Source organism: Exiguobacterium sp. KKT215, assembly GCF_055635335.1.
Map to the genome: position 1 here is coordinate 1874369 of NZ_CM145756.1, position 12417 is coordinate 1886785.

Below are 12417 nucleotides of genomic sequence, written 5' to 3' on the forward strand. Positions count from 1 at the left end.
TTTTTCTTTACACTAAAATCAGTTGACGACGGCGCTTTGCCAAAGCGTACTTATCCATCTTACACCAATCCAATCGACAATGCAAAGGAGTAATTTTATGCGAAAAACGGCCATCATTGCCGAGTACAATCCGTTCCATAACGGGCACCTCCATCAGGCGGAACGAGCCCGGATCGAAACCGACGCTGACGCTGTCATCGCCGTCATGAGTGCCCAGTTCACCCAGCGCGGCGAGCCGGCAGCTTTCGACAAATGGAGCCGGGCCCGCGCCGCCGTCCAAACGGGCGCGATCGACCTCGTCATCGAACTCCCGACGCGTTTCGGCGTGCACCGGGCCGACCGGTTCGCGAGCGCCGCGGTCGCCATCGCCGAGCGCGTACGTTGTCAAACGCTGTCCTTCGGTAGCGAGAGCGGCGACATCAGCGCCGTTACCCAGGCGGCGGCGGCCAACATCGAAGCGACTCCAGCCTATCAGACGGCGTTCAAAGAAGCGTTGGACAATGGACGTTCTTCCGCCAAGGCGTCGAGCGAGGCGTTCGGGTCACTCTATCCCGACTTTGATTTGACGCTCCCGAACAACATTCTCGCCTATCACTACGCGAAAGCGGCGACGTCCATCGAACTGCACACGATTCGCCGTCTCGGGGCCGGATACCATGACCCGAGCGTCTCAGACGTCATGTCGGCCACGGGCGTGCGCGCCCACTACTTAGAGTCAGGTATGGTCCGGGCCGTCCCTGACGCCACGAGAACGCTGTTTCAGGACAATCCGATGGCGCATTGGTCACTTTATTGGCCCGTCCTTCAATATAAGCTGCGGACGACCCCGAAAGACGTACTTGAGCAACTCGTCGGTATCGACAGCTCGCTGTCGCCCCGCTTGATTCAAGCCGGGCTCGAGCCGACATTCGAACAGGCGCTCGCCCGCTTATTGACGAGACGTTATACCCGGACGTCCATCCAACGCGCGCTCGTCGCCATCCTCATCCATTGGCGACAGGACGAGTTGCCGGAACGGTTCGACGACGTACCGTATATCCGACCGCTCGCGTTCAACACAATCGGGCGCACTGTGTTAAAGGACATAAAAAAAGACGTACCGCTCCTCAGCAAGTACCATCCCGATCTTGCGTTCGAGGCTCGAGTGACCGAGGCGTATCGCCTTCCGCTCGGAAATCGGTCACTCGTCGAACATATGCAAACTCCTCAATTCATCGACTCTAAATAATCGATGGCTTCCTCGACCGTCTTGACGGGAACGACTTCAATGTCGCTCTCGAGTCGGTCGAGCGACTCCATCGCCTCGTCGTAGTTCGACCCGGCCGGCACGAAGAACACGGATGCCCCAGCCTCGTCCGCAGCTACGATTTTTTGCCATGCCCCGCCAATCGGCCCGACGTTCCCTAACTCATCGACCGTTCCCGTTCCGGCAATGACGGCACCGCCCGTCAAATCGCCCGGCGTCAACTGATCAAAAATCTCGAGCGTGAACATGAGGCCGGCCGACGGTCCGCCGACGGTCGTCAGTTCGAACGAGACGTCCGGGTCCGTGCGCACGTCCTGGACGGGCAGCGGCTCATAAATCCCAAGCCCGACCCGGTCCCCGCTCCGGTCAATCGGTTGAATCAGCGTATCGACCTCACGTTCGCGACCGTCACGTTCAAGCGTGACAGAGACTTCATCGCCGGCTTCAAATGAGGCGACGCGTTCGATAAAGTCAAGGCGCGACGCGAACGATTGCCCATCGAGCGCCGTGATGATGTCACCCGGCTTCAAGACGTTCGCGGCGAGCGACCCCGTGATTGGGGCCGAGACGTACATGCCGTCAAACGTCACCGTCACATCGGCGTCCGCCAACTCATAGGCGTATTGAATCGCCGCTTGTTGCGACGACGACATCAACAACTCTTGTCTGCGTTCGTAGTCCGCCTCGCTTTCCCCGTCATACAGATAGCGGCTGGCCGGACTCGCCTCCGTGAACGGGGTGAACCAGCTGCCGACGAGCCAGAGCGGTGTCGCCCGGCGTTGCGAGATGGTCACCATCTTCAGTTCGCCCGGTTCTTTGTCCCCGCCCTCGACCGTCATGAACTCTTCGATCGTCGTCGCCTCGCCCGGATACGTGATGTAATACGGGAGTGGCACGAACAAGAAAATCAGGACGGCCACGAGCAGACCGAAACCGATTTTGAGCGACTTCATTGTCCGTGACTCACTTCATATTTTTGCCGCAACGCGAGTTCGACTTGCTCCGGGACGAGCTCGGCGACGGACGCCCCGTATTTGGCAACTTCTTTCACGATCGAGGAGCTGAGGAACGAGTACTGGCTGTTCGTCATCATGAACAACGTCTCCACGTTCTCATTCAACTTTTTATTGATCGATGCGATTTGAAGCTCATACTCGAAGTCCGAGACGGCACGCAGGCCACGGACGATGGTCGCTGCCTCACGCTTGGCAGCATATTCGACGAGCAAACCCCCAAACGCGTCGGCGGTGACGTTCGGTAAATGTGTCGTCACCTCACGAATGAGCGACAGACGCTCTTCCACGTTAAAGAGAGGTGCCTTACTCGAGTTTTCAAGCACGGCGACGATGACTTCGTCGAAGATGGCCGCCGCCCGCTCGATGATATCTAAATGGCCGTTCGTAATCGGGTCAAAGCTCCCCGGGCAAATCGCGATACGTTTTGACATGTTCTCACTCCTCGGTCGCTGCATACTCGTAAAAGCTGATCGTAATCACGTCCGAGTAGCGTTGCACCTTGATTTTTTCCAACTGGCCGACTCGGTCCGGCAACGTCACGTCGCTGCCATGCTCGCAGACGACGACGCCGTTGTCCGTCAACAGCCGGTTCGTTTCAATGATCTGTAAAAACGGCACATGTTCCTCCGCATGATACGGAGGGTCCATGAAAATCAGTTTGAACGGCTGACCTTTGAGGACGAGTTGGTCGAGAACCGAGCGGGCGTCTTGTTGGAGCACCGTCGCTTTCGACTCGTAACGTGTCGTCTGCAAATTGTCTGTGACCGTCTGGACCGCCTTCCGTTGCTTGTCGACGAACACGGCATGGTCACACCCCCGTGACAACGCCTCGATTCCTAGACCGCCGCTCCCGGCGTATAGGTCAAGCGCATCGCCCCCGGCGAAATAAGGACCGATGATGTTGAATAACGATTCTTTTACTTTATCTGTCGTTGGTCGTGTGGCCGACCCCGGGACCGTCTTGAGTCGGGTCCCTTTTCGTTCTCCTGAAATCACTCGCATATCCGTTCTCCTTCACCACAAAAGATGAAGGCGGTGCCGCCTTCATCTCTGTGTTATTTCTGCTTCGATTCATACGTCTCCGCGACGAACGGCCGCTCACTGCGGACGACCGCTTCGACGAACGGCAACGCGCTCACTTGTTCGAGAATCGCCTCATGTCCATCAAGGTCGGTATACAAGAAGGCGTACTTCTCCCGCTTTGACACGTAATACAGGTTCGCATAGCGACGCAACGCCTTCACTTGTTTCAACGATTGGACGTAGACGACGAACCCGATTCGACCATTCAACTCAAACGTCTCAGATGGCACATCCACAGCTTCCGCCTCCACAACTTCCTCCGCCTGAACATCCGCCTTCGTCGAAGAACGGGTTTCCGGTCGGGACTTTGATTTTTGGAGAAACCGAGAAGGCCAACAGCTCACTCACTTCCCCGAGCAGTTTATCTAAACTGCGTTCCGCTTTTTTAAATGCGGCCACTTCTGGCTGGACATCGAGACGCCGTTTGACGAGATGCATCTCTTTTTTAATGCGATCGTGGTCCGGGTGATGTTTCCCGAACCGCTGTACGTACTCGTAATCTTCTTTCATCCGCAAGAACTCACGTTCCACGAGGCGCGCTTCCTCTGATTGGGCTCGCGCTTGTTTCGTGGCGATATATGTTTGGAACGACTCGCTCGCTTCAATCAAATCGGCTAACGATTCCGTTTGATCGAGCAGGGCGATCGTCTGTTCAGTAATAATCATGGCTTTCACCCTTTCTGCCATGATTTTAACACATTTGATTCCCTCTGTAAGCAATCGGCTTTATAATTGAACGTGACTGTCAAGCGTCCAACCAGAAAGGAAGTGAACAGGTGCGCACCTGCACCTCGCTATGAAAAAAGTCTCATTCAATATGATTCGCTCGGCCGGCATTAAAACCGACTATGCGAAACCTGAATATTATTACGACCAGCTCGATAAAGTAAGAGCAGCCGACCTCGTCTTGTTCCCTGAATATTGGATGGTCAACTCAATCATCTATGGACTCAACAAACCGATTTTCCCGTCCCCGGCCACGTATCATCTCGGACACGATAAGATCGAGATGACGCGCGCCTTCAAGGCAACGTTCCCGCACCGAATCCCGAAGACGCTCATCTACGGGAAAAACCCATATACGATCGAGCGTGTTTTGGAAGAGTTCGAGTATCCGTTCGTCGCCAAGACGGCCAAGTCGTCGATGGGACAAGGCGTCTGGCTCATCAAGCATGAACAGGATTGGCTCGAGTACGTCGACAAGCATGAGACGTTCTACGTCCAGCAATACATCCCGAACGACCGCGACCTGCGGATCATCGTCATCGGTGAAGAAGTCGTCGGTTCGTATTGGCGTGTCAGCGAGGCGTTCTTGAACAACGTCGCCCAAGGCGCCCAGTTCTCATATGACGATATCCCGGAAGACGTCGTCGCGGAAGTGCTCGACATCGCCAAGACGCTCCACATCAATCACGCGGCCTTCGACGTCATCGTCGCCGACGGTGAATTTTACATTTTAGAGTTCAACGTTTTCTTCGGCTCAGAGGGACTCATGCCGCTCGGGGTGAGGCTTTCGGACAAAATCGCCCAATACCTCGATCCCCGCGCTTGAGGCGTTCATCTTTTTTTCACAATTTGAACACACGTTATTCCAAGAACGTTTTCGAATATGATATGATGACATATGAGGTTTATTAGGGAAAAGGGGGATTATGATGAAATTTGAGCAGTTCCACATCGAGGGAAAAGAGATCCGCTTCGGTTTGCTCGAGACGATCATGGATCATCATCATTTCATCCGTGAAGGCGCTTGGGACTATGAGCGTGCAACGTATGACATGAAGTACGAGAAACAATCGACAGGCGAAACGTTCTACCTTCGCTTACCGGTATATGCAATCGAAGGCCAAATCGAGGACCGTCATGCGGTCGTCAAAATGTTGACACCGATTCTCGGAAAACATTATTACCCGCACGGCGTCGAGTATGACGAAGAGTTCCCAGAAGAAATCGTCCGTGATTGCGAGCGTCGTCTAGCCGCACTCGCTGAGACACTCGAAGTAAAACCCCTTGCATAAGCGAAGGGGTTTTTCTTATGGACACATATAACGAACCGAGGTAAGCATCGGCAGAGCAGATTACGCCGACAAGTCCTCTGATTGGATGATGGTGCAGCCCTTACCCTCGTAATACGCAATCATATCATCGATTTTCTTCAAGTCATAGCTCGTGATGCAATCCGACAGGACGCTGACCGTATAGTCGGATTTCCGCAGATTGTAACACGTTGACTTCACACAGGCGGTCGCATCGGCACCGGTGATATAGAACGTGTCGATGCCATGCTGTTCAATGAACGCCGCGAACGCCTCGCTCGTCAAGGCGTTGCCCTTGTATTTGGTGAATACGTGATCGGACACAATCTTCAAATCTGGCGCTAATTCTGCCCCGCGCGTCCCGGTTTTGAACGTTCTTGTCCCCGCGGATAAGTTCTCATGTCGGATATAGACGACGGGAATCCCCTTGTCGATCGCCCAATCGATCGATGTGTTGATGTTGTCGATGACCGCTTTGTAATTTTTCGTGATGTCATTCTGAATGTCGATGACGACCAATGCTTGCTGTTGCATCTGATTTCCCCCTCGATGAGTCGTGTATCGTGACTACTGCCTTCATCATACCAGAGTTCACCACTGGAAAATATAGACAACAATCATCATCAACAAACAAAAAAGGGAGGACCCGCCGAGGGCCTCCCTTTTGTCATGTCGCGATGACGTTGAGCGTCACATCGACTTGTCCGAGCAACAAGTCGAACTGGTCGCGCACGTACCGATATAAGCGTTCAGCCTCAACGAGTGAGACGGGTGCAACGATTTGATAATCGTATCGCTCTTTCGAGACGGGCACGACCTTCACTTCACGCAATCCGAATTCGATTGCACTGCAAGCAATCAAATCCTCAATCGCCCGCTCAGCGATCGTCACATCTCCATAGGAATAATCATTTCCGATGACAGCCATCGTATCATTCATCTTCTTCACTCCTTTTCTGCCGCGAGTACTAACACGTCCTCCATAATGGTTTCGATATCGACGGGTTTTTCTCCTGCCGTGGCCATTTGGGCGACCGCACGGACGTCGTGCTGACGGTCGATGATATACATCGTCGTCGCATGCGTGACGAGTCCGCTGTTCGCTTTCGAATAATAGAATTGAAGCTGACGCGTGATGCGGTCGATATCGGCCTGGTCACCGGTCAACATCTTCCAGCCCGTTGGTTCGGCTTGAAACGCCTCCCCGTAATTCTCTAGGACCGGCACCGTATCGACTTCAGGGTCGACAGTGATGGCGACGAGCTCGACGTCTGTCCCGTACAAGTCGTTCGCTTTCAACTCTTGCTCGAGCTTCATGAAGTCACGCAACGTGAGCGGGCAGATGTCCGGACAGTTCGTATAGAAGAACGTGACGATTTTGACTTTGCCATTGTCCGAATTGTACGACTGACCGTCGAGCGCATTCGTCAACGTGAACGGGGTCGGCTCTTGGATGACGGGCAGGTCCTCTTCTTTAAAGAATAAGAAGTACGAGGCCACACCGATCGCCACCAGAATGGCGACCGTCAAGCCGACCGTCATATAGCTGTTCCGTTTCATCCTCATCCCCCTCTCTCGATTCACCCACCGATAATGGCACGGAAGACGTTTGTCGTCTCACCCGGGTCATAGGCGACATAAAGGAGGACGTATACCGTCACGCCTGTAATCGCTGTGAAAAACCAGACGACTGAGGCTTTCGGCCCGATTTTACGGTGTTTCTCGACTTTATTTTTATAGCCGAGGTAAAGCGTGATCAATCCGAGGACCCCACCTGTCGTCGCGAGCAGGATATGGAAAATCATGAACGCCAAATAATAAGGCTTCACTGAATCCGGTCCCCCGAAGGCGGTATTGCCGACGAAAATAGTCCGTGAGACGTAGAGAATGAAGAATGTCGTCGCGGCGATCGCGGCGGCCGTCATGACTTTCTTATGTTTGTCGACGTTGCGGCGATCGCGCGCAATGATCGTCCATCCGATTGCGACTAAAATAGCACTGATGACAATGAATGTCACACTGATCAAGGCAAGATAGTTCATCGTAGTTTCCCCTTTGATTTAGTTCATTTTTTCTCTTTTGGTTCTTGCGGTGTGAACGACATGCCTTCGTCAAGCGCAAGCGATTTCGTCCGGCGCACCCAACCGAAGAACGTCCAGCCGAAGAAGAAACCGTATACGACTTCTTGACCGAGCTTCATCAATACCCCGCCGAAGCGTTGGTCTTCAAGAGCGCTGTTCGTCGCTCCCATGAGCGCATTCAAATCGAGACCCGACACATCGCCGTTCGGCATACAGTAGCCGAGCACCGTTGCGAACGTCTCCGCGTCCGTATAGGCGTCATACAAGATGCCTTGGCTGAAGATGATGAACGCACAGGCAGGTGTCAAGAGCACACCGTTCGCGATGATGTACACCATCCGCTTCAAATCTGACATCCCTTCCTCTTCTTCTGAGAGGAACGGTGCGATGACCGGATACCACATCGTCAAACTGAAGACGACGAGGGCGCCGTGGAAGATACGATGCACACCATAGTTTGTCAAGACGTAGTCAAAGATGAATGGCATGTGGTAAAACGTGAACAATGCATTGAACAAAACGAGTGCGATCAAAGGTTTTGTCATAAACTTGAGCGTCGGCCCAATCACCTTATAGCTAAATAATTTCTCGAACACCCAATACGGCATCCCGTACACGACGAGCGCCGGTGCGAGCACATAGACGAGCACCATCTGCAACATGTGCACCGAGAAGATGATGTGTGCAAGGACATCGACCGGACTTCCGAAGCCGATATAATACAATAAAATGGCGGATAACATGCTGAACTTTTGTAGTAACGTGGTCGACTCGTACCCTCGCTTCGCCATTTTCTCTGTGACGACCGCATAGAGGACGTACAACCCTACCATCAACAATCCGAACCATGGACTCCAAAGTGTCATCCAATCGAACTGTTTGAGTAGCTCTGATGTATTCCAGAGCATCCCTTCACCCCTTTTCTTTCTCTCCCAAACCGATGAAACCGTTCACTTCAAGATTACTATTCCTTTATTTTTGAAGTAAAGCAAAAAGGACTGAATCATCTGTGTTTCCACAGATGTTCAATCCTTTGTCACATTTACCAAATGAGCAAGCGAAGTGCAGCGACTGTAATGATGGCGACAAAGATGCCAAGCCACATCATTCCGACGATCCACGTGTTGCCACGGTTGTTCATATGCATGAAGATATACAGCTGCAAGAACACTTGGATGATGGCGAGGATGATTAAGAAACCACCTGCTGCCCACACCGGCATGAGTTCAGCGTATACGGCGCCGAACGCGACAAATGTGAGCAAGATCATCATCGCGAAGCTGATCAACTGGAGTTGATATTCGCGGCGTGACTCGGCTTTTACTTCGAGCTCTAACTGTTTGTGCGATTCGTTGATTGGTTGTTTTTCCATGTTAGCTCACCATCCCTAAGAGGTAGACGATTGAGAAGATGAAAACCCAGACGACGTCGATAAAGTGCCAGTATAGGCTCGACACGTAAAACTTCGGTGCGTTGTACACATCGATCGGACGGTTCCAGTTGCGAATTAACAACGTCGTGATCCAAAGTAGACCGAACGTGACGTGCGCGCCGTGGAAACCGACGAGCGTGTAGAACGCAGATCCGAACGCGCTCGACGTGAACGTGTGACCGATATGGTAGTAGTGGATGAACTCGTAAATCTCAGCTCCAAGGAAACCTGCCCCGAGGAGAAGCGTGATCACCAACCAAAACTTCATGCGGCCTGGATTGTTCGCTTTCATGTTCATCATGGCGAGAACACTTGTGAGCGAACTTGTGAGGAGGAGCATCGTCATTAAGAAGACGAGCCCCATCTCAAAGATATTGTACGAACGAAGTTCCTCTGGCGCACCAGAGTTGAGTAGACCGACATACGTTCCGAAGAGCGAGGCGAAGAGAACGGTCTCTCCACCGAGGAAGAACCAGAAGGCTACATATTTATTTTTCCCTTCCAGCGTGGCTTTCTCTGGATTGGCCGGAATTCCGGTCACCGGGTGTTTTTCGACTGCATGTGCCATTTATTGGTCTCCTTTCTCACGAATCGCTTTCAAATCCGCTTCGATCTTCGATTTTGGAATGTAGAAGCCATGATCGTCAATCCATGAACGGAGGAACATCGACACGAATGTGATGAGCAATCCGATCACGATGAGCGACCAACCGACAACCGCGTTATCCATTTGGAAAATCGCTCCGAGTCCGGCGATGAACAAGCCGAGTGACATGAAGAACGGGATAATCGAGTTGTTCGGCATGTGGATGTCTGCTACTGGTTCAGCGACAGATACCCGTTTGTTGCCCGCCATCTTCTCGAGCCAGAACGTATCGAGACCTTTGACAAGCGGTGTTTGTGCAAAGTTGTACTCTGGAGTCGGTACAGGAAGCGTCCACTCCAATGTACGTCCATCTTCCCAATGGTCCGGCTTGACGCGTTGTTTCGACAAGAATGCTTTCACAACAGCGACGAGCAAGACGATCGTCGACACACCCATGAAGAAGGCTCCGATTGTCGACAGCAAGTTCATCGTCTCAAACCCTTGGTTCGGAAGGTATGTGAAGACGCGGCGTGGCATCCCGAACAATCCGAGGAAATGTTGCGGGAAGAACGTCAAGTGGAACCCGATGAAGAACAACCAGAACTGCCAGTAGCCAAGCTTCTCAGAGAGCGCTTTGCCGAACATGAGCGGGAACCAGTAGTAAAGTCCTGCAAATAGACCGTAGACAACTCCACCTACGATAACGTAGTGGAAGTGAGCGACAACGAAGTAACTATCGTGGTACTGATAGTCGGCCGGTGCGACCGAAAGCATGACCCCTGTCATTCCCCCGACGAGGAATGATGGAATGAATGCGACCGAGTAGAGCATCGCGACGTTGAACTTGATTTGTCCGCCCCATAGTGTGAACAACCAGTTGAAGATTTTGACCCCTGTCGGAACGGCGATGGCCATTGTTGCGACAGCGAAGATCGAGTTGGCGACCGGTCCAAGACCGACCGTGAACATGTGGTGGACCCAAACCATGAATCCGAGGAAACCGATGAGCATCGTTGCGAAGACCATCGTTGTATAACCGAATAGGCGTTTACGAGCGAATGTCGGAATAATTTCCGAGAAAATACCGAACGCCGGTAAAATCAAGATGTATACTTCCGGGTGTCCGAAGATCCAGAAGAGGTGTTCCCAGATGACTACGTTACCGCCGGCTGCCGGGTCGAAGTAAACGGCCCCGAACAAGCGTTCGAACATCAACATGAACAATCCGACTGTGAGCGGTGGGAACGCGAAGACGATCAACGCCGAAGCGACGAACGTCGTCCACGTGAAGAGCGGCATCCGCATGAGTTTCATACCTGGAGCACGCATGTTCAAAATCGTGACGAGGAAGTTAATCCCGGCCATGAGTGAACCGAAACCTGAAATTTGAAGACCAAGGGCGTAGAAGTCGACCCCTGATGCTTCCGGTTGTGTCGAGAGCGGCGCGTACGCCGTCCAGCCTGCGTTCGGCGCTGCGCCGAAGAACCAGCTAAGGTTCAACATGACACCACCGAAGAAGAACAACCAGAATCCGAGTGAGTTAATGAACGGGAACGCGACATCTCGTGCCCCGATTTGAAGTGGTACGACGGCGTTCATGAATCCGAATAACATCGGCATGGCCGCTAGGAAGATCATCGTCGTCCCGTGCATCGTAATCAATTGGTTGAACGTTTCGCCGCTGACGAAGTCGTTCATCGGACGAACGAGTTGCCACCGAATAAGTAATGCTTCAATTCCACCGAGAAGGAGGAAGAAGATTCCTGAGAACAAATACAAAATACCGATTTTTTTGTGGTCAACCGTCGTAACCCAATCCATGATGCCATTGTATTTACGCGGTTGCTGCAATGCAGTGGTCTGTGCCACGTGAAATCCCCCTTTTCCCGTTAGTCAATCTTCTGATCGTACAAGAAGTCAACGAGTGCATCTAACTCTTCATCACTGATTTGGCCTTCACCGAAGCCAGGCATGAGCGCGCCTTGTTTCAATTCTTGAGGATCACGAATCCATTCTTTCAATTTCTCTTCGTTGTTTTCAAGATAACCAGCTAACTTTTCGCGATCGCCGAAGTTTGTCAGACTAGGCGCGACTTTCCCGCCGCCGTGACAGCTCAAGCAGCTCTCGACGTAAACGGCCTCACCTGTCGTCAAGTTTTGGTTATCGGCAACAAGTTTTTCTGTGTTCGCGTCTTGCTGTGCTTTCATGTCTTCGAGCCATTTGTCGTAATCTTCTTGTTCGAGTGCGATGACTTTGAAGTCCATGAGCGCGTGTGACGGTCCGCAAAGCTCGGCACATTTCCCGAAGAACGTACCTGGTTCATTTGCATGCAACCACATTTCGTTATCAAGGCCTGGGTTCGTGTCCGTTTTACCAGATAAAGCCGGTACCCAGAACGAGTGGATGACGTCTTTCGATGTCAAGTTGATGCCGACACGTTTGCCGACCGGGATGACAAGCTCTTGTCCCGTGACGACGCCTGCGTTTGGATATTCAAACTCCCACCAGTACAAGTTAGCCGTAACATTGATTTCTTCTTCTTTTTTCGCTTCTTTCGCTTTCGCGAGTTCGACAGTCGTCGTGATTGTCGGTACAGCGAGAATGATGAGCAAGATGATTGGCACGACTGTCCAAATCATCTCGAGCGTGCTGCTTCCTTCGACTTGCTTCGGAATCGAATCGTCTTTACGACGGAACTTCATGAGCACGTAAACGTAAATGATCGATACGATGACGAGTACGAAGAGCATAAGTACCAAACTGATGATAATGATCCGGAGCTGAATTTCAGCGCCTTCTCCCATCGGCTTCAATGCAGACAATCCCTCAACGCCGCACCCTGATAATAGCAGTGCGAACATCATCATCGGGACGATGCCAAACAGAAGCTTTTTAAATGATTTCACAACAATCCCCACTTTCTCCCAAAATGATGTG

17 protein-coding genes are annotated in these 12417 nt (G+C 52.2%); 3 read left to right on the forward strand and 14 right to left on the reverse strand.

All coding sequences use genetic code 11. From position 1 onward, the window contains the following. Positions 1-97: 97 nt before the first annotated feature. The gene (locus ACZ2GZ_RS09740) at positions 98-1228 is read left to right on the forward strand and encodes a tRNA(Met) cytidine acetate ligase (protein ID WP_165569408.1); all 1131 of its coding nucleotides are present in this window, start codon (positions 98-100) and stop codon (positions 1226-1228) included. Here the strand turns inward: ACZ2GZ_RS09740 and ACZ2GZ_RS09745 are convergent. The 5 genes from ACZ2GZ_RS09745 to ACZ2GZ_RS09765 are packed head-to-tail and all read right to left on the reverse strand — an operon-like array spanning position 1207 to position 4011. Then, positions 1207-2199, reverse strand: a complete 993-nt coding sequence (locus ACZ2GZ_RS09745) for a SepM family pheromone-processing serine protease (protein ID WP_214713844.1) — start codon at positions 2197-2199, stop codon at positions 1207-1209. The genes ACZ2GZ_RS09740 and ACZ2GZ_RS09745 overlap by 22 nt on opposite strands. Continuing rightward, the gene (gene coaD / locus ACZ2GZ_RS09750; RefSeq protein WP_029595744.1) at positions 2196-2693 is read right to left on the reverse strand and encodes a pantetheine-phosphate adenylyltransferase; all 498 of its coding nucleotides are present in this window, start codon (positions 2691-2693) and stop codon (positions 2196-2198) included. The genes ACZ2GZ_RS09745 and coaD overlap by 4 nt, the downstream gene beginning before the upstream one ends. 4 nt (positions 2694-2697) lie before the next feature. Then, on the reverse strand, positions 2698-3264 hold the full coding sequence (gene rsmD / locus ACZ2GZ_RS09755) for a 16S rRNA (guanine(966)-N(2))-methyltransferase RsmD (protein ID WP_131471136.1): 567 nt from the start codon (positions 3262-3264) through the stop codon (positions 2698-2700). 53 nt (positions 3265-3317) lie between these two features. Continuing rightward, the gene (locus ACZ2GZ_RS09760) at positions 3318-3581 is read right to left on the reverse strand and encodes a DUF2129 domain-containing protein (protein ID WP_021067029.1); all 264 of its coding nucleotides are present in this window, start codon (positions 3579-3581) and stop codon (positions 3318-3320) included. After that, complete coding sequence (locus tag ACZ2GZ_RS09765) at positions 3565-4011, reverse strand: YlbF/YmcA family competence regulator (protein WP_034777059.1); 447 nt, start codon at positions 4009-4011, stop codon at positions 3565-3567. The genes ACZ2GZ_RS09760 and ACZ2GZ_RS09765 overlap by 17 nt, the downstream gene beginning before the upstream one ends. A 130-nt stretch (positions 4012-4141) precedes the next feature. Here ACZ2GZ_RS09765 and ACZ2GZ_RS09770 point away from each other — a divergent pair, with 130 nt between their 5' ends. Both ACZ2GZ_RS09770 and ACZ2GZ_RS09775 read left to right on the forward strand, forming a co-directional pair. Next, positions 4142-4897 (forward strand): ATP-grasp domain-containing protein, encoded by a 756-nt coding sequence (locus ACZ2GZ_RS09770; protein WP_021067027.1) that lies wholly within the window; start codon positions 4142-4144, stop codon positions 4895-4897. Between the two features lie 103 nt (positions 4898-5000). Then, a complete protein-coding gene (locus ACZ2GZ_RS09775; RefSeq protein WP_021067026.1) occupies positions 5001-5363 on the forward strand; it encodes a YugN family protein in 363 nt (120 codons plus the stop codon). Positions 5364-5423: 60 nt separating this feature from the next. Here ACZ2GZ_RS09775 and ACZ2GZ_RS09780 read toward each other — a convergent pair whose 3' ends face one another. The 9 genes from ACZ2GZ_RS09780 to coxB all read right to left on the reverse strand — a co-directional run bounded on the left by ACZ2GZ_RS09780 (position 5424) and on the right by coxB (position 12386). After that, complete coding sequence (locus ACZ2GZ_RS09780; RefSeq protein WP_058763314.1) at positions 5424-5915, reverse strand: cysteine hydrolase family protein; 492 nt, start codon at positions 5913-5915, stop codon at positions 5424-5426. 133 nt (positions 5916-6048) lie between these two features. Continuing rightward, positions 6049-6321 (reverse strand): hypothetical protein, encoded by a 273-nt coding sequence (locus tag ACZ2GZ_RS09785; protein WP_470295200.1) that lies wholly within the window; start codon positions 6319-6321, stop codon positions 6049-6051. Between the two features lie 5 nt (positions 6322-6326). Further along, positions 6327-6941: an SCO family protein gene (locus ACZ2GZ_RS09790; RefSeq protein ID WP_021067023.1), complete on the reverse strand. Its 615-nt coding sequence runs from the start codon at positions 6939-6941 to the stop codon at positions 6327-6329. 20 nt (positions 6942-6961) lie between these two features. Then, positions 6962-7423: a DUF420 domain-containing protein gene (locus ACZ2GZ_RS09795; protein WP_034777049.1), complete on the reverse strand. Its 462-nt coding sequence runs from the start codon at positions 7421-7423 to the stop codon at positions 6962-6964. Positions 7424-7446: 23 nt separating this feature from the next. Further along, complete coding sequence (locus ACZ2GZ_RS09800) at positions 7447-8370, reverse strand: cytochrome c oxidase assembly protein (protein WP_021067021.1); 924 nt, start codon at positions 8368-8370, stop codon at positions 7447-7449. A gap of 134 nt (positions 8371-8504) precedes the next feature. Beyond that, a complete protein-coding gene (locus ACZ2GZ_RS09805; RefSeq protein WP_021067020.1) occupies positions 8505-8834 on the reverse strand; it encodes a cytochrome C oxidase subunit IV family protein in 330 nt (109 codons plus the stop codon). A 1-nt stretch (position 8835) separates the two neighbouring features. Beyond that, on the reverse strand, positions 8836-9462 hold the full coding sequence (locus tag ACZ2GZ_RS09810) for a cytochrome (ubi)quinol oxidase subunit III (protein ID WP_021067019.1): 627 nt from the start codon (positions 9460-9462) through the stop codon (positions 8836-8838). Continuing rightward, positions 9463-11301: a cytochrome c oxidase subunit I gene (gene ctaD / locus ACZ2GZ_RS09815; RefSeq protein WP_051627797.1), complete on the reverse strand. Its 1839-nt coding sequence runs from the start codon at positions 11299-11301 to the stop codon at positions 9463-9465. A 68-nt stretch (positions 11302-11369) separates the two neighbouring features. Beyond that, on the reverse strand, positions 11370-12386 hold the full coding sequence (coxB, locus tag ACZ2GZ_RS09820) for a cytochrome c oxidase subunit II (protein ID WP_021067017.1): 1017 nt from the start codon (positions 12384-12386) through the stop codon (positions 11370-11372). Between the last annotated feature and the right edge of the window lie 31 nt (positions 12387-12417).